The following is a 22,072-nucleotide window of genomic DNA, read 5'->3' as shown; positions in this document are numbered from 1 at the left end:
CTGCCCGAGAATCCGTATTGCCGCTTCGGTTACAGCCCGCGCTGCCACTCCTGGCGCAGCGGAGCGTTACGCGGGTCCTCGATAGCTTCACGGACTCGACGTAACAGGCCTTGCTTATCAACGCCAAGCACGCCCTTGAGCACCAGATAGTTAGACGCATGATCGCTGCGAAAAACCGTGTCGCTCAACTCGAGATCGCCCAGCAGCCATTCCAACTCACGAAGCAGCTCGTCCGGCGGCAGCATTTCGAAATCTTCAAAGGCTTGCCGAAAGCGGGTCTCGCCCTGCGGAAAACTGACCACCAGCGTGGACAGAAACTCGGGCTGTGCTTCGTTCATCAACCGCGCGGAGTTGCGTGCGTGCTGCCGGCTCAGACGGCGCCCGCCCAGGCCGTTAAGAATCATCACCGAGCGGGTGATTCCCGCCTGCCCCAGCTTATCCAGCGCACTAAGGGTCGATTCATAGGTTTCGCCCTTGTTGACCAGCGCCAGCACCTCATCATCCCCGGACTCAGCGCCGACATAGGCCATGCCAAGTCCGGCATCTGCGAGCTCCCGCAGCTCCGAAACGGACTTCTTGCGCAGATTGCGCGGCAGGCAATAACTGGAGACGCGCTGTACTTCAGGCAAACACAGGCGAACCTGCTCAAGGATTTTCAACAGCCTGCGAGTTGGGAGCACCAGCGCATCGCCGTCAGCGAGGAACACGCGCTGCACGATCAGTTGCTCGCCGCAGCGACGGATCTCCTCAAGCACCTCAGCCTCATCGCGGGCGCGAAACTTCTTCTGCGCCGCGGTATACATTTCGCAGAAGGTGCAGCTGTTCCAAGAACAACCATTGGTTACCGGCAGGATCAGCGAATGCGCCTCGCTGGGCGGCCGAAATACCGGTTCTATGTAGCGAATGGGAAACTCGCTCGCGCTCATTGCGTCCATGTCTGTTCGATCTTCACGCTGCCAGCAATTCAGTCACGCTTGCGCTTGTTGCCCATGCGCACGCCGATGTCCATCAGGAACTGAAAGAAGCCGTCCTGATCTTCCAGTACGTTGCTCCAGAACGGCGAGTGGTACAGCGCCACCGCACCATGCACCAGCGCCCAAGCGGCGCAATAGTGGAAGTACGGCGGCACGTCTTCGAGCTTGCCTTCGGCGATGCGACCTTTGATCAGCTGGGTCAGATGCTCGAAGTTGGAGGCGCGGATGCTGTGCAGCTGCTCGACCATCTCCGGCACCTGATTGCCCTTGACCACTTTTTCTTCGAGGCGGTCGAACAGCCGATAGCGCTGAGGATCACGCATGCGGAATTCGAAGTAGGCGCGCGAAAGCGCTTCCTTGTCGTGGTCCAGATCAGGCGAGTGGAGGATCTGATTCAGGTCGCGCTCGTAGTCGAGCATCAGCCGCAGGTAGATTTCGGCCTTGGACTTGAAGTGCTTGTAGATCGTGCCTTTGCCGATACCGACCGCATCGGCAATCATCTCGACAGTAACGCTGTCCTCTCCCTGGTCGAGAAAAAGCTGCAACGCGGTATCGAGGATTTCCTGTTCGCGGCGACGAAATTCGCGGACCTTACGAGGTTCATTCTGCATAGGAAGGCTGCTTGAAGGCTGATTCGAGGCAGCCATTATGCCTAACCGGTCATGAAATGCACGGAACATCCAAACATGATTCAAATAAATGACGAATTTCCGCAAATAGTCGATTTGCGATATCTGAACCATGCCGCCGTCGCGCCCTGGCCGCTGCGAGCAGCGCGCGCCGTCAGCGCTTTTGCCGAACAGAACGCGACCCTCGGTGCGCGCGACTATCCATCTTGGCTGACAGTAGAACGAAGCCTGCGCCAACGCCTGACGCGACTGTTGAACGCACCCAGCAGCGCCGATGTGGCGCTGGTGAAGAACACCTCTGAAGCGCTGTCGTTCGTTGCATTCGGGCTGGACTGGAGAGACGGCGACCAGATCGTCATCAGCGATGAAGAGTTTCCGTCGAACCGCGTTGTCTGGGAGGCGTTACGGCCGTACGGCGTAGAAGTGATTCAGGTCAACCTCCAGGGCACCGACCCTGAAGGCGACTTGCTGGCGGCATGCGGCCCACGGGTACGCCTGATGGCGATCAGCGCCGTTCAATACGCCAGCGGCATGCGCCTGGATCTGGTCCGCCTAGGTGAAGGCTGCGAGCACCGCGGCGTACTCTTGTGTATCGATGCGATCCAGCAGCTGGGCGCCCTGCCCTTCGATGTGCAGCAGAACCGCTGCGCCTTTGCCATGGCTGACGGCCATAAATGGATGCTCGGCCCGGAAGGGCTCGGCGTTTTCTATTGCCGCAGCGACCTGCGCGAACGACTGAAGCTGCACGAATACGGCTGGCACATGCTGGAACACGCTGGCGACTACGACCGCACCGACTGGGAGCCCGCACGCAGCGCCAGACGCTTTGAGTGCGGCAGCCCGAACTTGCTGGGTGCGATGGCCCTGGAAGCCAGCCTGTCGCTGCTGGAGGATGTCGGGATGGAGCAAGTCGCCAAATCACTAGGCGAACGAATCGAGTGGCTGGCTCAGGGGCTCACCAAGCTGAACGGAATCGAGACCATATCCCCAGTCCAGGCGGAACGCCGCTCCGGCATCATCACATTTCGTCTCGAGGGCTGGAAAAATGCCGAGCTGTTCGAACGACTCAAAGCAGAACAGGTGGTATGCGCAATGCGTGGGGGGGGTATCCGCTTCTCGCCACATTTTTACACCCCAGAACGGGTGGTCGAAGAAACGCTTGCTTTGCTACGGGACATGGCTGCGCACTGATGGCGATCAACCACTGAGACATGTATTCCAAATGCGTTTAAGAATCGTGCAAATGCGCCTGCAGGGTGCAGATGCAGCGCTAATACTTGAGTAACTGGCCGGGCAATCCCCCCACTACCCAGCCAGATGAGGTCGCTAGGATTGCGATTTCATACTCCTAATGGTCTTGGCCCGGCTTCTCAGGAAACCGGGTTTTTTTTGTCCGCGCTCGCCGTGAAACGCTTATACCGCTTTCGCCAGCAAACGAGCCCGCAGCCGGTAGCACAGCCAGAGAAACCCGACCCAGACCGGAATGGCGAATACCGACATGCGGATGCCGGGCAGCCATAGCATGATGATCAGGATCCCGCAGACGAAGGCTAGGCATAGGTAATTGCTCAGTGGGAACCAGAACGCCTTGAAGCTCGGCTCAACGCCTTGGCGTTGCATGGCACGACGAAATTTCAGATGCGCAAGACTGATCATCGCCCAGTTGATAACCAGCGCAGCCACCGCAAGGGACATCAGCAGTTCGAGCGCACCTTGTGGGAACAGGTAGTTCACCCCCACGCAAAGCAGCGTCACCAATGCCGACACCCCGACCGCGAGAACCGGCACACCGCGGGAGTTGATTTTCATAAGGCTGCGCGGTGCATCGCCCTGCTCTGCCAGGCCGTACAACATTCGGCTGTTGCAATACACGCCACTGTTATAGACCGACAGCGCTGCAGTCAGCACGACAAAGTTCAGCAGGTGCGCCGCCGTATCGCTGCCGATCAGCGAAAATATCTGCACGAAGGGGCTGCCACTGTAAGGATCGCCCGCCGTACCCAGCGTCAACAGCAACGCATCCCAAGGGTAAAGCGCCAGCAGCACCGTCAGCGCACCGATGTAAAAGATCAGTATGCGATACACGACCTGATTGATAGCCCTGGGAATGACGGTTTTTGGCTCGGCCGCTTCTGCCGCCGTGATGCCGACCAGTTCCAGCCCGCCGAAGGAAAACATGATGATCGCCAACGCCAGCAGCATGCCACTGAAGCCATTGGGGAAGAATCCGCCGTGCGTCCATAGGTTGCTGATGCTTGCCTGCTCGCCCCCTTGGCCACTGACTAGCAGGAACAGCCCGAGCAGGATCATGCCGACAATGGCGGCGACCTTGACGATGGCAAACCAGAACTCGGCCTCACCGAAGGCTTTGACGTTGCTGAGATTAATCAGATTGATCAGCACGAAGAACGCCGCGGCTGTGGCCCAGGTCGGAATATCAGGCCACCAGAACTGCACGTACTTGCCGACCGCCGTAAGCTCGGCCATGCCCACCAAGACGTACAGCACCCAGTAATTCCAGCCGGAAAGAAACCCCGCATAACCGCCGCCATATTTGTGCGCGAAATGGCTGAACGATCCTGCCACAGGCTCCTCGACGATCATCTCACCGAGCTGGCGCATGATCAGAAAAGCAATGAAGCCACCGATTGCGTAACCCAGGATCATTGATGGCCCGGCACTTCTCAGAACCCCGGCCGACCCCAGGAACAGCCCCGTCCCAATTGCCCCGCCCAGGGCGATCAGTTGGATATGACGATTCTTCAGACCGCGCTGGAGCGGTCCGGTGTGCAGCGTTTCAGCGGTCATACGCCACCTTGTGGATCTTCAGGGCAAGAAAAGCGCCGCTTGTGTCGGCGCGAAAGAAGGCAACGCGCCAGGCGCGCTCAAGAAGCATGAATCCTGCGCGGCGGTTACGTCAGCTGCGCACCCTGGCCAGCGGGAACAATGCCTTGAAGTTGGCGGTGGTTTGCTCAGCCAGCGTCTCGAATGGAACGCCACGCAGCTCCGCAAGAAACTCGGCAACCTCCCGCACGTACTGCGGCAGGTTGGCTTTGCCTCGGTGGGGAATCGGCGCCAGATACGGCGAATCGGTTTCGACCAGCAGGCGATCAGCCGGAACTCTGCGGGCCACATCGCGCAACGCATCCGCATTGCGGAACGTGACGATCCCCGACAACGAGATATAGAAACCGAGATCAAGCGCAGCCTTGGCCATGTCCCAGTCTTCGGTGAAGCAATGCAATACACCCGCCTGCGGCAGCGCCGCTTCACGTAGCAGATCCAGCGTATCGGCGCGGGCCGCCCGGGTGTGCACGATGACCGGTTTGCCGGTCAGCCTGGCTGCCTCGAGATGCAGCCGGAAGGACTGTTGCTGCATCTGCGCAGCTTCGGGCTCGTAGTGGTAATCCAGGCCAGTTTCACCGATGGCAACCACCTGTGGGTGCTGCAACTCGCCAAGCAACCAATCCAGCACCGGCTGGCTGGTCGGCTCGAGATCCAGAGGATGAACACCAATCGAGCAGTCCACATCGGCATAGCGCTCGGCCAGCGATCTGACCGCCGCTGCGTTGTCCGCGCTGACGCCGATGCAGAGGAAATGCCCGACACCGCGCGAGCGTGCGGCTTCCAATGCGGCATCGAGTGAGCCGTTATGGGCGGTGAGATCGAGGCGATCGAGGTGACAGTGGGAATCTACCAGCATGAAATGCACTACTTGCTATCGCGAAAAGGGGCGATTGTAGAGCAAATAAGCGGCACTCAGGAGAGGATGGCGGGCCGCACGGAACGTGACTGGCCCATGCATTACATCGTATGGGTCGGGCGATCCGACTTGAGCGCACCGGCCAGATAGGTTTCGATCTTGTTGCGTGCGGTGCTGTCGCCCTCGTTGAACTGCACGCCGATGCCCGCGGCGCGACTGCCCTGAGCGCCTTTCGGGGTGATCCAGACCACCTTGCCGGCGACCGGGATCTTCTCCGGCTCGTCCATCAGATTGAGCAGCATGAATACTTCATCGCCAAGCTTGTAGCTCTTGTTGGTCGGGATGAACAGCCCGCCATGCTTGATGAAGGGCATGAACGCGGCATAGAGCACCGATTTGTCCTTGATGGTCAGGGACAGGATGCCATTACGCGGACCAAGATTTGCTGGCAGGCTCATGCGGTGTTCCTAACGAAAATTCGAGTCGATTCTAGCCCGCGCTGGGCAACGTTGCCCACTGCACCAGCAGCGCTTCGAGAAGCAACACACGGTTGAGGTTGGCTTTGCCTAGCACTTTCTGCCGATGTTCGAGCAGCCAGTCCTGCATTGCCATCACTTTGTGCTGCGCTGACTTCTGCGCGAGGTACTGCAACACCTTCTGCATATCGGCAGCGCCGAGCTCGGCATCATCGCCGGCCATCTGATAACGCAGGATCAGATGCACCCATTCGCAGAACCAGTCGAAAAGCAGAATCAGCGGCAATGCATTCCAACCCTCGGCCAGCTGACTGGGCGATTGCTGTTGCTTGAGCAGCTTCTTCACCCCGTCGACGACCTGAGCGCGCAGGTCCAGCACTTTCTGCTCATGAAGTTTCAGGGCTGCCAAAGGCGACCCAGCTGCCAATGTCAGCAGCTGTTCACGTAGCTCAGGCGCCAACTCAGGCAGCTGTCCAGCCAGCCAATCGAGACTTTGCTGCCGCCCTGGCAGTGGGCAGGCCTGCTGCACGCAGCGACTCTTGATGGTTGGCAGCAAACGGCTGGGCTGATGACTGATGAGCAGCAGCACCGTATCGCCGGACGGCTCCTCGAGGCTTTTCAGCAATGCGTTGGCCGCGTTGAGGTTCATCGCCTCGGCCGGCTCCAGCAATATCACCTTGCGCCCGCCCAACTGCGCCGTCTGGGTGACGAAGCCGACCAGATCACGCACTTGATCGACGCGAATGGCCTTGTCGACCTCCTCCGGCTCGAGAATGTAGTGGTCCGGATGCGTATGTGCAGCCAACAGCTGACAAGCCTTGCAGGTGCCACAAGCCATGCCGTTCACGGGGCGCTGGCAAAGCAGCAGCGCCATCAGCTGCTCGGCCAGCAGCCGCTTGCCGATGCCTCCGGGGCCATGCAGCAGGTAGGCATGAGCATGCTGCGTACGCCCTGCCAACTGCCGCCAGAGTTCCGCCTGCCAGGGTAGGACGTCAGCCATTGAGGCGCTCCATCAGGTCGGGAATCAATGCCTCGACGTCCTGCTGCACCGCGATGAGCGACTGGCCGGAGTCAATGATCCGGTAGCGCGATGGTGCGGCTTGCGCTCGCTCCAGGTAGGCACGTCGTACCGACTCGAAAAAGCGCATGCCTTCCTGCTCGAAGCGATCCAGACGCCCCCGAGCAGCCGCTCGTGCCAGACCGACCTCGACCGGCAGGTCGAAGACCAGCGTCAGGTCAGGACGCAGATCTCCCTGCACAAACGTTTCCAGCTGTGCAATCCGCTCGACAGGGAGACCACGGCCGCCGCCTTGGTACGCATAGGTGGCATCGGTGAAGCGATCACAGAGCACCACGGCCCCACGCTCCAGCGCTGGACGGATGACCTGCGCCAGGTGCTGGGCGCGCGCTGCGAATACCAGCAGCAGTTCGGTATCCACCGCCATCGGCTCGTCGGATGGAGTAAGCAACAACTCGCGAATGCGTTCGGCCAGCGGCGTACCACCGGGCTCGCGGGTCAGTACCACATCCAGGCCCCGGGCCCGTAAACGTTCGGCGAGGTATTCGCGATTGGTGCTCTTACCGGCACCTTCAGGGCCCTCAAGGGTGACGAAGAGTCCTTTCATCGAGCGCTCTCACTGTTGTCCGCCGGCTGCCGCGGCAGGGGGCTGGAACGATAGTCGGCGCGTCGCTTGAGCTGGTACTCGCGCACCGCACGGTTATGCTGATCGAGCGTGTCACTGAAGACATGGCTGCCATCGCCACGGGCGACAAAGTAGAGGCTGGTACCGTCCGCAGGATGCAGCGCGGCATGAATCGCCTCGCGCCCGACCATGGCGATCGGCGTCGGCGGCAGGCCGGCGTTGGTGTAGGTATTGTAGGGCGTCGGCGTGCGCAGATCGGTGCGAGTGATTCGACCCTTGTAGCGCTCGCCCATGCCGTAGATCACGGTCGGATCGGTCTGCAGCAGCATGCCGCGTGCCAACCGGCGCACGAAGACGCCGGCGATCTCGCCCCGCTCTTCCGGCACACCGGTTTCCTTCTCGATGATGGAAGCCATGACCAGCGCCTGGTAGGCGTTCTGGTAAGGCAGGCCTTCGCTCCGCTGCTGCCATTCCTCCTCTAGGACCTGCTCAAGGCGCGCATAGGCACGGCGCAGCAGGTCCGCGTCGGATGTGCCGCGGGTGAATCGATAGGTATCAGGAAAGAACCGCCCTTCCGGGTGAAGCTCCGGCGCGCCGATGTGCGCCATGATCTCGGCATCCGACAGGCCGTCCAGTGTTTGCTGCAACTTAGGCTGATTCTGCAGCGCGCTACGTAGCTGACGGAAATTCCAGCCTTCGACGAGCGTCAGGCTGTACTGCACGACCTCGCCGCGCTTCCACAGCCCGATCATTTCTCGCGCAGTCATGCCTGGAGTCAGTCGGTATTCACCGCTATGCAGGCTCTGCCCGGACAAATTCAACCGCCAGTACAGCCGCAGCCAAAAGGCATCATCCAATACACCCTCTGCCTCCAGCCGCTGAAACACGCCGCTGGGCGTATCGCCGGGGCGCACGTCGAGCAGGAGGGCTTCGTCAGTTACGGCCAGAGGCTGCTCCAATGCTGAATGCTGCTTCCAGGCGAACAGTCCGAGTGAAATTGCTGCCAACAGTACGATTACCAGCAGCAGAACAAGAAATTTACGAATCACGAATCACTCAACAGGTCGGCGACAACGGACTGCAGTTTACGGGTCAGCGGACCGACGGGCCAGACGCGCTCGGCCAAACCTGTGACAGGCCAGATACCGTAAAGACTGTTGCAGAGGAAAATCTCATCCGCCTGCAACAGCTCGGCATAGCTGATGTCCAGCTCGGCCACCGCAAACCCCTGCTTCGATGCGCGGGCCATAATCTCCGCACGCATGACTCCGGCAACTCCGCAGCGCGTCAGAGACGCTGTGCGCAGCTCACCACCGACAGCCAGAAACAAATTGCTGAAAACGCCTTCCACCACCCTGCCGGACATGTCGCGCATCAGCCCCTCGGCGAAGGCGGGATCATGCCATTCGGCACGCGCCAGCACCTGTTCCAGCCGGTTGAGATGCTTGATTCCAGCGAGCCGCGGCTGTTCCGCAAGGCGTGTGATGCAGGGAAAAAGCCGCACGCCGGCTTCAGCGTGTCGCGGTGGATAAGCAGGAAGTGGCGAACCTAGCAGCACGCGTTGTGGCTGACAGGGCTGTGGTGGCGCATAGCCGCGCTGCCCGGTACCGCGGGTAACGATGAGCTTGGCGATGCCCTGCCCCAGCGCCTGGCAGAACCGCGTCAGCTCGTTGCGCAGCTCAACTGTATCAACGGGAATGGCGAGACGCTGACAGCCAACGGTCAAGCGCTGCAGGTGCCGATCGAGCAGTCGTGCCCGGCCGCCTACGACGCGGATCGTCTCGAACAGTCCATCGCCGTAGGCGAGACCGCGATCATGAACGGACAGCCCTTCACAGGGCTGCCCGTTCAGCCAGCTCAATGTCACTCGGCAAACCGGCGGAACACCAGCGACCCGTTGGTCCCACCGAAGCCAAAGGAGTTGGACACAGCGACGTCGATCAGTCTCGGCTTAGCCTCATGCGGCACGAAATCAAGGTCGCAGCCTTCATCTGGTTCGTCCAGATTGATGGTCGGCGGCGCCACCTGATCGCGAATCGCCAATACACTGAAGATCGCCTCCACGGCGCCGGCAGCGCCGAGCAAATGCCCAACCATAGACTTGGTCGAACTCACCGACAATTCGTAGGCGTAGTCACCGAATACGTTGCGAATCGCCGCAGCCTCGGCCTTGTCACCCGCGGGAGTCGATGTGCCGTGTGCATTGATGTACTGCACCTGGTCACCATTCAGCTGGGCATCCTTTAGAGCATTGCGGATACAGCGCGCCGCGCCGGCCCCGTCTTCCGGCGGAGAGGTCATGTGGAAAGCATCGGCGCTCATGCCGAAGCCGATCAGCTCGGCATAGATGTGTGCGCCCCGGGCCTTGGCATGCTCAAGCTCCTCGAGGACCAAAGCACCCGCGCCGTCCGACAGTACGAAGCCGTCACGCCCTTTGTCCCACGGACGGCTCGCCGCAGCCGGGTCATCGTTACGCGTGGACAGTGCCCGCGCTGCCGCGAAGCCACCGATACCAAGCCCGCTGGCCGCCATTTCGGAGCCGCCGGCCACCATGACATCGGCCTCGCCATAGGCGATATTGCGCGCGGCCATGCCGATGCAATGGGTACCCGTTGTGCAAGCGGTGGCGATCGCATAGTTAGGGCCCTGCAATCCCAAATGGATCGACAGGAAGCCAGACACCATATTGATGATGGAGCCCGGCACGAAGAAAGGTGAAATACGCCGCGGCCCCTGCTCGATCAGCGCCTTGCAGCTGTTTTCGATGTTAGTCAGGCCGCCGATACCGGAACCCATCGCAACACCGATGCGCTCCCGATTGGCATCAGTTACCTCCAGCCCGGAATCGCGCACGGCCTGAAAGCTCGCCGCTAGACCGTATTGGATGAAAAGGTCGAGCTTGCGCGCCTCCTTTGCCGGCAGATACTGCTCGACATCGAAGTCTTTGATCGATCCGCCAAAACGAGTGGAGTAGGCAGAAAGATCCATGTGCTCGATCAGGCCGATACCACTGCGGCCGGCAAGAATTCCCTGCCAGCTGCTCGGCACATCGTTACCCAGTGGCGATAGCATGCCCATCCCGGTGACTACGACGCGTCTACGCGACACAGCGATTACTCCTATACCTAAACGTACTGGCTCGACTCTTGCCGAGACAGGACGATCATTCAGCCCGGATGCCAGATCGCGCCCGTGACCTGAACGAATCCTTCTCAAAGAAAAGCCGCACTACCTCGATCAAGGCAGTGCGGCTTTCCTGTTTCCGAAGCGGATTACAACTTACTGCGCATGCGCATTGATGTAATCGATGGCTTCCTGAACGGTGGTGATCTTCTCAGCCTGCTCGTCCGGGATCTCGGTCTCGAATTCCTCTTCCAGAGCCATCACCAGCTCAACGGTGTCAAGAGAGTCGGCACCCAGGTCTTCGACAAAGGAAGCGCTGTTGGTTACTTCCTCTTCTTTAACGCCAAGTTGCTCGGCAACGATTTTCTTGACGCGTTCTTCGATGGTGCTCATACCTTGTTTTCACTCCTATGGAAAAATCAGGCAGCTGGTTTGCGCGGTAGTGTATAGAAAGCGTTTTCCGCATTTCAAGCTGGAAGCAGGCAAGCATGATACCGCCTTCAACCATCTGTCTATAAACCAGCTGAGGTTTTATAGCTAATTTAAAGACAGCCTCTATGACTGTCCTCCTGCGCCGGGCGTCACACTCAACTCATGTACATGCCGCCGTTCACCGGAACCGTAGCACCGGTGACGTACGCAGCACCGTCTGATGCGAGAAACGCGACGACCTTGGCAATCTCTTCGGCCTGACCGAGACGTCCCAGGGGTATCTGCCCCAAGAGCGCATCACGCTGGGCTTCCGGCAACTCGCGAGTCATATCGGTATCGATGAAACCAGGCGCCACGGAGTTCACCGTGATACCACGAGAACCGACCTCACGAGCCAATGCACGGCTGAAACCCTCCAGACCGGCCTTGGCTGCCGCGTAGTTTACCTGTCCGGCGTTGCCCATGGCACCAACCACCGAACCGATATTGATGATTCGCCCCCAGCGGGCTTTGGTCATGCCGCGCAGGACGGCCTTGGAGAGGCGGTACAGGCTGTTCAAGTTGGTGTTGATGACGTCATACCACTCATCATCCTTCATGCGCAGCATGAGGTTGTCACGGGTAATACCGGCATTATTGACTAGAATCGCCGGCTGTCCGAGGTGCTGCTGAATGTGCTCCAGAGTGCTGCTGACCGACTCATCATTGCCAACGTCTAGCACCAGGCCGGCGCCTTCGATACCGTTTTGCTTCAGCGTCTCGGCGATGCGCTCGGCACCGGATGGCGTGGTCGCAGTACCGATGACTATCGCGCCCTGGCGGCCCAGCTCAAGGGCAATGGCCTGGCCAATACCGCGGCTCGCGCCGGTTACCAACGCCACCTTACCTTGCAGATTCATAGCATTCTCCTTGTTCAAGCCAATGCGGCACGAGCGGCCGCGAAGGCCTCGGGGGTATCCAGATTGTAGGTGTTGACGCCCTTGACGCAGCGTTTGTTGAGGCCCGACAGAACCTTACCGGGACCGCATTCAACCAACGAGGTGACGCCGCGATCCCCCAAGACCACCATAGATTCGACCCAACGCACTGGACTATAAAGTTGTGCCAGCAGGTCACGCTTAAGAGCGTCCAGGTCCGCAACGACTGCCGCGCTGACATTCTGTACCAGCGGAATCTGCGGCGCCTGCCACGCAATTGCCTCTACCGAGGCAGCAAAGCGTTCTGCAGCCGGGCGCATCAGATCGCAGTGCGACGGCACGCTCACCGGCAAGGCCATCGCACGCTTGGCACCCTTGGCCTTACACGCCTCGATCGCACGCTCCACGGCTGACACACTACCGGCGATCACGACCTGACCGGGGGCGTTGAAGTTGACCGCACTGACGACTTCACCCTGCGCAGCCTCAGCACAGGCGGCCAGCACATCGACATCATCTAACCCAAGAATGGCAGCCATGCCGCCCTGCCCGGCCGGCACTGCCTGCTGCATCAACTGACCACGCAACTCGACCAACTTGACCGCATCGGCAAACGGAAGACTGCCGGCGGCCACCAAAGCCGAATACTCTCCGAGGCTGTGACCCGCAACGAAGGCAGGCTGCGCACCACCTTCAGCCAGCCACAGACGCCAGATTGCAACCGAAGCCGCCAGAATCGCCGGCTGGGTCTTGTCGGTCTGATTCAGCTGCTCTTCCGGGCCGTTCTGGGTCAATGCCCAAAGATCATAGCCCAGCGCCGAGGAAGCTTCGGCAAACGTATCGACGATCACGCTCTGCTGAGCACCCAATTCGGCCAGCATGCCAAGGGACTGAGACCCTTGACCGGGAAAGACGAAAGCAAGTGATGCGGACATGAAAACGACTCTCTTGTGGTTCTGTTCGTCTAAAGAATACGCCAGTGACAGGCGCAGCGAATTTCAGTTGGATGGCGCGCCATCAGCTGCAGTCACATCATCGCCCGCAACGGAAGGGCGAGAGCCACCAAGATAATGCCCCAGCCGGCGCGCCAGCTGCCCGGGAAGATCATGCTCGACGTCCTCCGCTGCGCGCCGAACGGCTGCCTTGAAGCCGTCCGCACCAGCACCGCCATGACTCTTGACGACGATGCCCTGCAAGCCGAGAAAACTGGCACCGTTGTATTGCGCAGGATTTAGCTCCGCGCGGAGCCGACGCAAAAGCGGCAGCGCCATAGCACCGACGATGCGCGCCCCAAGTGACCGTCTGAAAAGCGCCTCGACCTTGGCGACCAGCATGCCCGCCAGCCCCTCGCTGGACTTGAGCAATACGTTACCGACGAAGCCATCGCAAACGACGACATCGGCCTCACCGCGATAAAGCCCATCCCCCTCGATGAAACCCCGGTAGTTGATGTCCGGCGCCTGCTGCAGAAGGACAGCTGCCTGTTTGACTTGCTGGGTACCTTTGATTTCTTCGGTGCCGACATTCAGCAGCGCGACTCTTGGCTGAGCCAGCCCCAAGGACTCGGCTGCAACCACCCCCATCACCGCAAATTGGTATAGCTGGTCGGCCGGGCAGTCGACATTCGCGCCGAGATCCAGCAACAGACAGGGGTTACCCTGCGTGGGTAGCGCTGTCACCATCGCCGGCCGGTCGATACCCGGGAGAGTCTTCAGTATCTGACGCGCCAGCGCCATAAGCGCCCCGGTATTACCGGCACTCACACAGGCCTTCGCCTTACCGTCGCGCACCTGCTCTAGTGCGACTCGCATCGATGAACGAGGCTTTCCGCGCAACGCCTGAGCAGGGCGCTCATCCATGCCGATCGTTTCGGGTGCATCGACGATTTTCAGGCGCGACTGATCGACCCCTGGATGCTGGGCAACGAGCTGTTCGAGTAGAGAGGCTTGGCCGACGAGGACCAGATGTAGCGAGGAGTTTTCAACCAGGCAGGAAAGACTGGCCGGAACAATGCAGTGGGGACCGAAGTCCCCACCCATTGCATCAATCGCAATGATCGGAGCGGACAAGGATTACTCGTCAGCGCCCTTGTCGATCACCTTGCGACCACGGTAGAAACCATCCGGGGAAACGTGGTGACGCAGGTGAACTTCACCAGTGCTCTTTTCCACGGACAGAGCGTTCGGCTCGAGAGCGTCATGGGAACGACGCATGTCACGGGCGGAACGGGATTTTTTGTTCTGCTGAACAGCCATTTGGATCAACTCCTAAACGTTTGGGTCACGCTTTAACTGCGCCAGTACGCTGAACGGGTTGGACCGCGTTACCTCGTTCTCACTCGGTTCGGGCTCATCTGGCCCAACCGGCGGCTGGCAAATTTCAGGGTCATGGAGTGGAACAATCGGCAGAGCGAGCAACAGCTCGTCTTCGACCAGCGCCAGCAGATCCAGAGGATCCTCTCCCACTTCCAGCACGTCATAGCCTTTGGGCAGGTGCTGGCTGCTCGCCCCTTCATTCACAACCGCATAGTCGCACTCGCTGTGAATCGGCAGAACAACCGGCTCCAGACAACGCTGGCAAATCATCTTGACCTCAACGTCGAGCTGACTATGGATAACCACAGTACGCTGCTCGTCGCGCCCGAAGGAAAAACTGGCGCGCACCACACCCTTATCATCCTCAAGAGGATCGGCGAGCCGCTTCAGCTGCGACAACTGCAGCTCACCTGCAAGGGTGGCCGCTCGGTCAGCGAGCTTGCGCGGATCAACGTGCGGAGGTATCGGTCCTTTCAACATAAGCGCGGCATTCTAGGGACGCACCCGCGACCTGTCAAAGGAATTCCACCCCGCCTTACGACGCAACGCATACAATCTTCTACCTATATAAGGAGGGAATCATGCGCCGCCTGCTGCTCGCATCCAGCTCACGTTATCGCCAGGAACTGCTGTCCCGTCTGCGACTACGCTTCGACAGCTGCGCACCGGAAATCGACGAGACCGCCTTACCCAATGAGAATGCAGAACAACTCGTGCGCCGACTCGCAGAATACAAGGCACGAGCACTGGCCGCACGCTATCCCGACCATCTGATCATCGGCTCCGACCAAGTGGCGGTGCTGGGCGAGGAGATTCTTGGCAAACCACACACGTTCGAACGAGCGAAGCAGCAATTGCTGGCCGCCAGCGGAGAAAGCGTAAAATTCCTGACCGGGCTTGCCTTGCTCGACAGCGTGAGTGACAGGCTGCAGGTGGACTGCGTGCCATTCACCGTACACTTCCGAACACTGGATGAAGCGCGGATCGAGCGCTACCTGAATGCCGAGCAACCCTACGATTGCGCCGGCAGCTTCAAGGCCGAAGGGCTAGGCATCAGCCTTTTCCGCAGCACCCAAGGCGAGGACGCTACCAGCCTGGTGGGCCTGCCGCTGATCCGACTGGTAGACATGCTTCTTATCGAGGGCGTCGAAATCCCCTGAATAAAAATCAGGGGAAATTACCGCAAAGCCGGCCCCTGCAGCCCAACCAGCAGCGCCAGGCGCTCGGCGACCCCAGCACCCAACTTCTTCGTGAAACGATCCAGCGGTGATTCCTTGATAGTGAAATCGACCATCTCGGGCTCACCGATCACCTCGCGAGCCACATGAGCCGTGCTGCCCAGACCATCGATCAGCCCCAGCTCAAGAGCTTGCTCTCCCGACCAAACCAAGCCAGAGAACAGCTCCGGATGCCGCGCATCCTGAAGGCGATCACCACGCCCCCGCTTGACGCTATCGATGAACTGCTGATGGGTGGTTGCGAGCACTCCCCGCCAGAATTGACTCTCCTCAGGCTTCTCGGGTTGAAACGGGTCAAGGAATGCCTTGTGCTCACCTGCGGTGTAAACACGACGCTCCACCCCGAGCTTCTCCATGGTATCGACGAAACCGAAGGTAGCGGCAGTTACCCCGATCGACCCCACCAGACTGGATTTATCCGCATAGATCTCGTCCGCTGCACTGGCGATATAGTAGGCGCCCGACGCCCCCAGATCGGTGATTACCGCATAGACCTTGACGGCCGGATACTCACCACGCAAACGCCGGATTTCGTCATAGATGTAGCCCGACTGAACAGGACTGCCGCCAGGACTATTGATGCGCAGCACAACACCCTTGGTATTGGCATCCTCGAAGGCAGCCCGCAAGGCCCCTACTATATTGTCGGCGCTGGCTGATTCTTCATCCGCGATCATCCCACGCACATTGATCACCGCTGTATGGCTTTCCTGAGCCCCCTTGCTCTTGCCGAACTGCAAGGCCGGCGAGAATAGGGCCAATGCGCCGAACAAGTATGCGAATGTCAGCAGCTTGAAGAATATGCCCCAACGCCTTGCACGCCGCTGCTCCTGAACTCCCGCTAGCAGAGTTTTTTCCAGCAGCTTCCAGCTATTGCGATCTTCCTTTGATTCGTCCACCGGAGCCTTCCACTCATCCGACATTTGCATTCACCTCAATACCAGCCACGGAGCACAACCAGTCGCCAAGCTCCGAAAAATGATTGATTGCAGCGCGGGGCTCATAGCCTTGCAGGATATGCAGCGGCTGCGCCCCATAGGCGACTGCCACACTGTCCACACCGGCTCGCCGCGCCATCTGGAGATCGAATATGGAATCACCGACCATCAAGGCATTCTCTGGCCGGGCACCGCAGTGAGCGAGGATCTCCTGAATCATTTGAGGATCAGGTTTGCTCGCCGTCTCGTCTGCACAGCGAGTGATATCGAAGAAGCCCTCCCAGCCCTGCCCGGCCAACACACGATCAAGACCGCGTCGACCTTTACCAGTCGCAACCGCAAGCAGATACCCTGAATCCCGAAACTCCGACAGTGCTTTTGCCACACCCGGGTAAAGCGCCGAGGGCTCAGCCTCCAAAGCAAGATAGTGCTCGCTGTAACAGTGACGGAAATCTTCAATGAGCCTTATATCGACCTGCTCCGGGTACAACGCGGCAATGGCCTCAGGCAATGCCAATCCGATGATACCCCTGACCAGACCATCATCGACCTGCGGTAGGCCACAACTGCGGGCCGCGACATGTATCGACTCGACGATGCGGCCAATGGAATCGACCAGCGTGCCATCCCAATCGAATATGAGTACCTGATATTTACTCACCGAGGCGCTCCAACGTACGCGCCCACATTTCATCGACCGGCGCCTCAAATGACAGCTCACCCCCATCAGGTAGCGGGACCTTCAGTGCGTATGCATGCAGGAACAAGCGCTTGCCGCCTAGCTCGCGAATCTCGCGCGTGAACTCCTCATCACCGTACTTGCTGTCGCCTGCGATGCTGTGCCCAGCATGTCGCGCATGCACGCGAATCTGGTGAGTGCGCCCGGTCACCGGTTTGGCCTCGACCAGCGTGGCGAACTCACCGAAGCGACGCAGTACGCGAAACAGCGTCAGCGCCTCCTTGCCGTCCTCGGTCACTTCGACCATACGCTCGCCGGAGCGAAGCGTATTCTTTAACAAAGGCGCATTAACCTGCTTCTTGGAGGTTTCCCACCGCCCACGGACCAGAGCCATGTAGCGCTTGTCCACACCATCACCACGAAGTGCCTGATGCAAGTGTCGCAACATGCTGCGCTTCTTCGCGACCATCAGCAGGCCGGAGGTATCCCGGTCCAATCGATGCACCAACTCGAGCTCTTTGGCATCGGGACGCAACTGGCGTAGAGCCTCGATCACCCCATAGCTGAGCCCGCTACCACCATGCACGGCTATTCCGGCTGGCTTGTTAAGCACAATGAGTGCTTTGTCCTCGTAGACGATGGCCTTTTCGAGCCGCTCCAGCAGGCCCTGCGCTAGCGGCTCCGGCTCATCCCGCTCAGCTAGGCGCAGCGGCGGCACCCGCACCAGATCACCGGCCTGCAGCCTGTACTCGGGCTTGATGCGCCCCTTGTTCACTCGCACCTCGCCCTTGCGCAGGATCCGGTAGATCAGCGTCTTGGGCACACCTTTGAGCTGGTTACGAAGAAAGTTGTCGATTCGCTGGCCGGCAAGTTCCGGCGCGACCTCGAGTATTTGCACACCGGAGGTCTGGGAGGGGGTATTGGTCATCGCGGCATCATATCAATTTTCATGGAATTGAAGCACTTAAACATTGCTGTTATAGTCGCGAACGCCGCCAAAAGCGGACAGGCCCTGGGATGCCAGCGATATCGCCAACCCGGGCCGGCAAAAAAAATGTTCTAGGACGTGAGGCCGTCCGACGGAGCTTCCCTCAAGTAGCGGTGAAGTTGCGAAACAAGCCTTGAAGACATGATGCGTGCCCCCTCTGGGGAATCGCGATAATCGCCAACCCGCTCCCTGGATTCTGCGAGCGGCACCCGATTTTCAAAGTATGCGTGTTGGGTGGAGATGCACAGCATCGGATTGCGTAGCAAAGGCTTTCACAGACGCTTCATTCCGTCCGCTACCGATGCCTGATTCCTCCTCCCGAACCATTGCTTCTGTTCCGACAGCAAGCAGGAGACGTCGTCGCGACGCCGGCCCATTTGGCCGCACATCGCTGGACACTGGAGTGCCTTACAACCATTCCTGACTCACCTGACACCGACCGCGAGAGTCGTGTGTGCCGAACGCCGTTTCCGGATGCCACGGAAACCGACGGTACTACATGAAAAGAATGCTAATTAACGCAACTCAGCCTGAAGAGTTGCGTGTCGCACTGGTCGACGGCCAACGTCTGTTCGATCTGGACATCGAATCAGGTGCCCGCGAGCAGAAGAAAGCCAACATCTACAAAGGCAAAATCACCCGCGTAGAACCCAGCCTTGAAGCCGCCTTCGTCGATTTCGGCGCCGAGCGTCACGGCTTCCTCCCCCTCAAGGAAATTTCCCGCGAATACTTCAGCAAATCACCTGAAGGCCGCGTGAACATCAAAGACGTCCTGCGCGAAGGCCAGGAAGTCATCGTGCAGGTTGAAAAGGAAGAACGCGGCAACAAGGGCGCCGCGCTCACTACCTTCATCAGCCTCGCCGGCCGCTATCTGGTCCTGATGCCGAACAACCCGCGAGCAGGCGGCATCTCCCGCCGCATCGAAGGTGAAGAACGCAACGAATTGCGCGAAGCTCTGAATGGCCTCGACATCCCTGCCGACATGGGCCTGATCGTCCGCACGGCCGGCTTGGGCCGCTCCAGCGAAGAGCTGCAGTGCGACCTGGATTACCTGCTGCAACTCTGGACTGCAGTCAAGGATGCCTCCAAGGACCGCGCCGCACCGTTCCTGATTTATCAGGAGTCCAACGTCATCATTCGCGCGATTCGCGATTATCTGCGCCAGGACATCGGCGAAGTGCTGATCGACAGCGTCGAGGCTCAGGACGAAGCACTGAGCTTCATCCAGCAGGTGATGCCGCAGTACGCCAGCAAGATCAAGCTGTATGAAGACTCCGTTCCGCTGTTCAACCGCTTCCAGATCGAAAGCCAGATCGAGACAGCCTTCCAGCGCGAAGTAAAGCTACCTTCCGGCGGCTCGATCGTGATCGATCCGACCGAAGCACTGGTATCCATTGACATCAACTCGGCTCGCGCCACCAAAGGCGGCGACATCGAAGAAACCGCACTGCAGACCAACCTGGAGGCTGCGGAAGAGATCGCACGTCAACTGCGGCTGCGCGACATCGGTGGCCTGATCGTCATCGACTTCATCGACATGACGCCGGCCAAGAACCAGCGCGCCGTCGAAGAAAAAGTGCGCGAAGCGCTGGAAGCCGACCGCGCACGCATTCAGGTTGGCCGCATCTCCCGCTTCGGGCTGCTGGAAATGTCCCGTCAGCGCCTGCGCCCCTCCCTCGGCGAGACCAGCGGCATTGTCTGCCCTCGCTGTAATGGCCAGGGCATCATCCGCGATGTGGAATCCCTATCGCTGGCAATTCTGCGCCTGATCGAAGAAGAAGCCCTGAAGGACCGTACCGCAGAAGTGCGCGCTCGCGTGCCATTCCAGGTCGCCGCATTCCTGCTTAACGAGAAGCGCAACGCGATCACCAAGATCGAGCTACGCACTCGCGCCCGCATCTTCATCCTGCCGGACGACCATCTGGAAACGCCGCATTTCGAAGTACAGCGCCTGCGCGACGACAGCCCGGAGATCCTGGCCGGCCAGGCAAGCTACGAGATGAGCCAGACCGAAGCCGAGGAAGCTCAGCCGGTCAGTTCCACCCGCACCCTGGTGCGCCAGGAAGCGGCGGTCAAGACCGCCCCGCAGCGCACCGCACCGGCAGCCGCCGCAGCGCCAGCAGAAGTACCCGTTGCCGCGCCGGCACAGGAACCAAGTCTGTTCAAGGGCCTGATCAAGTCCCTGGTCGGCCTGTTCGCAGGCGAGACGAAAGAACCGCAAGCCACTGCCGAAGTCGAGAAGAAGCCCGCTTCGCCGCGCCCGCAGCGCAATGACGAGCGCCGCAGCGGTCGCCAGCAGAACCGCCGTCGTGATTCACGTGGAGGCCGTGACGAGGAGCGCAAGCCGCGCGAAGAGCGTCAGCCGCGTGAGGAGCGTCAAGCCCGTGAGGAACGCCAGCCACGTGAGGAGCGCCAGCCACGCGAAGAGCGCCAGCCACGCCCGCCGCGCGAGGAGCGCAAACCACGCGAGCAAGTTGAAGCCACCGAGGCCCAGCCGCGCCGCGAGCGAGCCCCACGCGAGGAGCGCAAGCCCCGTGAGGAGCGCAAGCGCGAACTGCGTGCGCCGATCGACGAAGCACCGGTAGTTGCGGAGGAAGAGCAGGTTGAGCGGCAGCCCCGTGCGCCGCGCGAAGAGCGCAAGCCGCGCATGGAACAGCAGACTGCGGCAGCCGCTGCCGACGAGTTGCTGCAGCAAGCGGACGACACGAACGAAGTCGAAGATGCCCAGGACGCCAACGAGGGTACCGAAGGCAATGATGGTGAGCGTCCACGCCGCCGCTCTCGCGGTCAGCGTCGTCGTAGCAACCGCCGCGAGCGTCAGCGCGATGCCAACGGCAATGAGATCGACGAGGTCGACGAGAGCAACGCTCCGGTGAAGACCGAGGAGATTGCCGTCGCTGCAACCGCAGCCGCCCTGGCCGCAAACACGGCCGACACCGAAGCTGCTCCCCAGGCGAAGCTAGCCGATGATGCCGTGATCCAGACGAGCACCGAAGGGGTTGCAACCATCGTCGAGCAGACGCCGGCCGCGCAGAGCGCTCCGGAACCTATGGCTGCCGAGAAGCCGGCAGTGGTCGCGACTGCAATCGAGGTTCCGTCACAGCCTACCGAAGCCGCACCTAGCGCAAGCGAGGCAGCGCCAGCCATCCAGGCCGATTTGACTCCGCAAGCAGCTCCCGAGCCGGTTGTCGAGAAAACCGAATCAGCACCGGTTGTCGCACCCGCACTGACGCCTAGCGGTCGGGCACCCAACGATCCGCGCGAAGTCCGTCGCCGCCAACGTGAAGCTGAGCGCCTGGCCAAGGAAGCAGCTGAAGCCGAAGCCAGGGCCGCAACCGAGCAGCCACTGGCCAGCCCAGAGATCGTTGTCAGCGAGCCGGCCGTAGATACCCAGGCGGAAGCTGTTGCACAGCCGAAGGCCACCGAGTTCCAGCCGGAGCAAGTGGAACAGCCCATACCTGCCGCGGTTCAGCCCGCTATCGAAGAGCAATCGGTCAGTCTGACTGCCGAGCCCGCTCAGCAGGCGCAAGCTCCGGAAGCGGAAGCGACCGAGCAAAAACCAGAAGCTCCGGTAACCGAGCAGGCACCTCAACGTGCACCCGGGGAGTCGGTAGAGACTGCCGAAGGCGACGAGCCAGATAATCGTGATAAGCCGCAAGGCTAAAGACCTCTGGCACGTAAAAAAGGGATGCTTCGGCATCCCTTTTTTGTGCGCGTCTGCCCGGAAATAAGGTCTACACCCCCAGCGTACTCATCGGCAGAACGCTGGCATGCAGCGCAGTTCAGCGGGACTATTCACCCCTTGTTCCGTCCTGCGGTTTACAGCGGCCCACCCTGAAGCAGACCAGGCACATACGCCCATACGCGGCAGCTCGGGTGCTATTTCGGTTTTGGCTGAACACGTTCGGTTGGCAGAACGAATTCCGAGGCACATCAGTGGTGCTGGGCGACAGGGCCGCGGACCTAGCACATCGAGGCAATCACACGGTAGCAGCGGCTACCCCAGCCGCAGAGCAG

General features: G+C 60.2%; 22 protein-coding genes. 3 read left to right on the top strand and 19 right to left on the bottom strand.

What is annotated here, in order from left to right:
* Nucleotides 1-29: 29 nt before the first annotated feature.
* Together UIB01_RS07865 and UIB01_RS07860 are read right to left on the bottom strand one after the other, a co-directional pair.
* Entirely contained in the window at nucleotides 30-926 is an 897-nt protein-coding gene (locus tag UIB01_RS07865) for a radical SAM protein (protein WP_038665527.1), read from the bottom strand.
* Nucleotides 927-964: 38 nt separating this feature from the next.
* A complete protein-coding gene (locus UIB01_RS07860; RefSeq protein WP_038658555.1) occupies nucleotides 965-1,585 on the bottom strand; it encodes a TetR/AcrR family transcriptional regulator in 621 nt (206 codons plus the stop codon).
* A gap of 75 nt (nucleotides 1,586-1,660) precedes the next feature.
* Here UIB01_RS07860 and UIB01_RS07855 point away from each other — a divergent pair, with 75 nt between their 5' ends.
* Nucleotides 1,661-2,794 carry an aminotransferase class V-fold PLP-dependent enzyme gene (locus UIB01_RS07855; protein ID WP_038658553.1) on the top strand — a complete coding sequence of 378 codons (1,134 nt, stop codon included), beginning with the start codon at nucleotides 1,661-1,663 and terminating at the stop codon, nucleotides 2,792-2,794.
* Between the two features lie 222 nt (nucleotides 2,795-3,016).
* Here the strand turns inward: UIB01_RS07855 and UIB01_RS07850 are convergent, their stop codons facing one another.
* From UIB01_RS07850 to UIB01_RS07785, 14 genes are all read right to left on the bottom strand, one after another.
* Nucleotides 3,017-4,411 carry an amino acid permease gene (locus UIB01_RS07850; protein ID WP_038658550.1) on the bottom strand — a complete coding sequence of 465 codons (1,395 nt, stop codon included), beginning with the start codon at nucleotides 4,409-4,411 and terminating at the stop codon, nucleotides 3,017-3,019.
* Between the two features lie 109 nt (nucleotides 4,412-4,520).
* Nucleotides 4,521-5,306 (bottom strand): TatD family hydrolase, encoded by a 786-nt coding sequence (locus UIB01_RS07845; protein WP_038658547.1) that lies wholly within the window; start codon nucleotides 5,304-5,306, stop codon nucleotides 4,521-4,523.
* Nucleotides 5,307-5,407: 101 nt separating this feature from the next.
* Complete coding sequence (locus UIB01_RS07840) at nucleotides 5,408-5,764, bottom strand: PilZ domain-containing protein (RefSeq protein ID WP_003283656.1); 357 nt, start codon at nucleotides 5,762-5,764, stop codon at nucleotides 5,408-5,410.
* 31 nt (nucleotides 5,765-5,795) lie between these two features.
* Entirely contained in the window at nucleotides 5,796-6,782 is a 987-nt protein-coding gene (locus UIB01_RS07835; protein ID WP_038658544.1) for a DNA polymerase III subunit delta', read from the bottom strand.
* Nucleotides 6,775-7,407 carry a dTMP kinase gene (gene tmk / locus UIB01_RS07830; RefSeq protein WP_038658541.1) on the bottom strand — a complete coding sequence of 211 codons (633 nt, stop codon included), beginning with the start codon at nucleotides 7,405-7,407 and terminating at the stop codon, nucleotides 6,775-6,777. Before tmk ends, UIB01_RS07835 begins: the two co-directional genes overlap by 8 nt.
* Entirely contained in the window at nucleotides 7,404-8,474 is a 1,071-nt protein-coding gene (gene mltG, locus UIB01_RS07825; RefSeq protein ID WP_038658538.1) for an endolytic transglycosylase MltG, read from the bottom strand. The genes tmk and mltG overlap by 4 nt, the downstream gene beginning before the upstream one ends.
* Nucleotides 8,471-9,286, bottom strand: a complete 816-nt coding sequence (gene pabC / locus UIB01_RS07820; RefSeq protein WP_038658535.1) for an aminodeoxychorismate lyase — start codon at nucleotides 9,284-9,286, stop codon at nucleotides 8,471-8,473. The genes mltG and pabC overlap by 4 nt, the downstream gene beginning before the upstream one ends.
* Nucleotides 9,287-9,288: 2 nt before the next feature.
* Nucleotides 9,289-10,533 carry a beta-ketoacyl-ACP synthase II gene (fabF, locus tag UIB01_RS07815; RefSeq protein WP_038658532.1) on the bottom strand — a complete coding sequence of 415 codons (1,245 nt, stop codon included), beginning with the start codon at nucleotides 10,531-10,533 and terminating at the stop codon, nucleotides 9,289-9,291.
* Between the two features lie 171 nt (nucleotides 10,534-10,704).
* Nucleotides 10,705-10,941 carry an acyl carrier protein gene (gene acpP / locus UIB01_RS07810; RefSeq protein ID WP_003283670.1) on the bottom strand — a complete coding sequence of 79 codons (237 nt, stop codon included), beginning with the start codon at nucleotides 10,939-10,941 and terminating at the stop codon, nucleotides 10,705-10,707.
* 194 nt (nucleotides 10,942-11,135) lie between these two features.
* Nucleotides 11,136-11,879: a 3-oxoacyl-ACP reductase FabG gene (gene fabG, locus UIB01_RS07805; RefSeq protein ID WP_038658528.1), complete on the bottom strand. Its 744-nt coding sequence runs from the start codon at nucleotides 11,877-11,879 to the stop codon at nucleotides 11,136-11,138.
* A 14-nt stretch (nucleotides 11,880-11,893) separates the two neighbouring features.
* Complete coding sequence (gene fabD / locus UIB01_RS07800; protein WP_038658526.1) at nucleotides 11,894-12,832, bottom strand: ACP S-malonyltransferase; 939 nt, start codon at nucleotides 12,830-12,832, stop codon at nucleotides 11,894-11,896.
* 63 nt (nucleotides 12,833-12,895) lie between these two features.
* A complete protein-coding gene (plsX, locus tag UIB01_RS07795; protein ID WP_038658523.1) occupies nucleotides 12,896-13,966 on the bottom strand; it encodes a phosphate acyltransferase PlsX in 1,071 nt (356 codons plus the stop codon).
* Nucleotides 13,967-13,969: 3 nt separating this feature from the next.
* The gene (gene rpmF / locus UIB01_RS07790) at nucleotides 13,970-14,152 is read right to left on the bottom strand and encodes a 50S ribosomal protein L32 (RefSeq protein ID WP_003293518.1); all 183 of its coding nucleotides are present in this window, start codon (nucleotides 14,150-14,152) and stop codon (nucleotides 13,970-13,972) included.
* A gap of 12 nt (nucleotides 14,153-14,164) precedes the next feature.
* Nucleotides 14,165-14,692 carry a YceD family protein gene (locus UIB01_RS07785; protein ID WP_038658520.1) on the bottom strand — a complete coding sequence of 176 codons (528 nt, stop codon included), beginning with the start codon at nucleotides 14,690-14,692 and terminating at the stop codon, nucleotides 14,165-14,167.
* Nucleotides 14,693-14,793: 101 nt separating this feature from the next.
* Here UIB01_RS07785 and UIB01_RS07780 point away from each other — a divergent pair, with 101 nt between their 5' ends.
* On the top strand, nucleotides 14,794-15,372 hold the full coding sequence (locus UIB01_RS07780) for a Maf family protein (RefSeq protein WP_038658518.1): 579 nt from the start codon (nucleotides 14,794-14,796) through the stop codon (nucleotides 15,370-15,372).
* A 17-nt stretch (nucleotides 15,373-15,389) separates the two neighbouring features.
* Here the strand turns inward: UIB01_RS07780 and UIB01_RS07775 are convergent, their stop codons facing one another.
* Genes UIB01_RS07775 through rluC form a run of 3 tightly spaced genes read right to left on the bottom strand, consistent with a single transcriptional unit; the run spans nucleotide 15,390 to nucleotide 17,995 of the window.
* Nucleotides 15,390-16,373 (bottom strand): S49 family peptidase, encoded by a 984-nt coding sequence (locus UIB01_RS07775; RefSeq protein WP_038658516.1) that lies wholly within the window; start codon nucleotides 16,371-16,373, stop codon nucleotides 15,390-15,392.
* A complete protein-coding gene (locus tag UIB01_RS07770) occupies nucleotides 16,363-17,049 on the bottom strand; it encodes an HAD-IA family hydrolase (RefSeq protein WP_038658514.1) in 687 nt (228 codons plus the stop codon). Before UIB01_RS07770 ends, UIB01_RS07775 begins: the two co-directional genes overlap by 11 nt.
* Nucleotides 17,042-17,995 carry a 23S rRNA pseudouridine(955/2504/2580) synthase RluC gene (gene rluC / locus UIB01_RS07765; RefSeq protein ID WP_038658512.1) on the bottom strand — a complete coding sequence of 318 codons (954 nt, stop codon included), beginning with the start codon at nucleotides 17,993-17,995 and terminating at the stop codon, nucleotides 17,042-17,044. Before rluC ends, UIB01_RS07770 begins: the two co-directional genes overlap by 8 nt.
* 559 nt (nucleotides 17,996-18,554) lie before the next feature.
* On the opposite strand from rluC, the gene rne reads away from it, so the two are divergent.
* On the top strand, nucleotides 18,555-21,719 hold the full coding sequence (gene rne, locus UIB01_RS07760; protein ID WP_196247252.1) for a ribonuclease E: 3,165 nt from the start codon (nucleotides 18,555-18,557) through the stop codon (nucleotides 21,717-21,719).
* The last annotated feature ends 353 nt before the right edge of the window (nucleotides 21,720-22,072 follow it).

Origin of the sequence: Stutzerimonas decontaminans (assembly GCF_000661915.1) — a bacterium.
GTDB classification, from domain to species: domain Bacteria; phylum Pseudomonadota; class Gammaproteobacteria; order Pseudomonadales; family Pseudomonadaceae; genus Stutzerimonas; species Stutzerimonas decontaminans.
The sequence above is the reverse complement of the archived record's forward strand: the minus strand, read 5'-3'. Positions and strand labels throughout refer to the sequence as shown.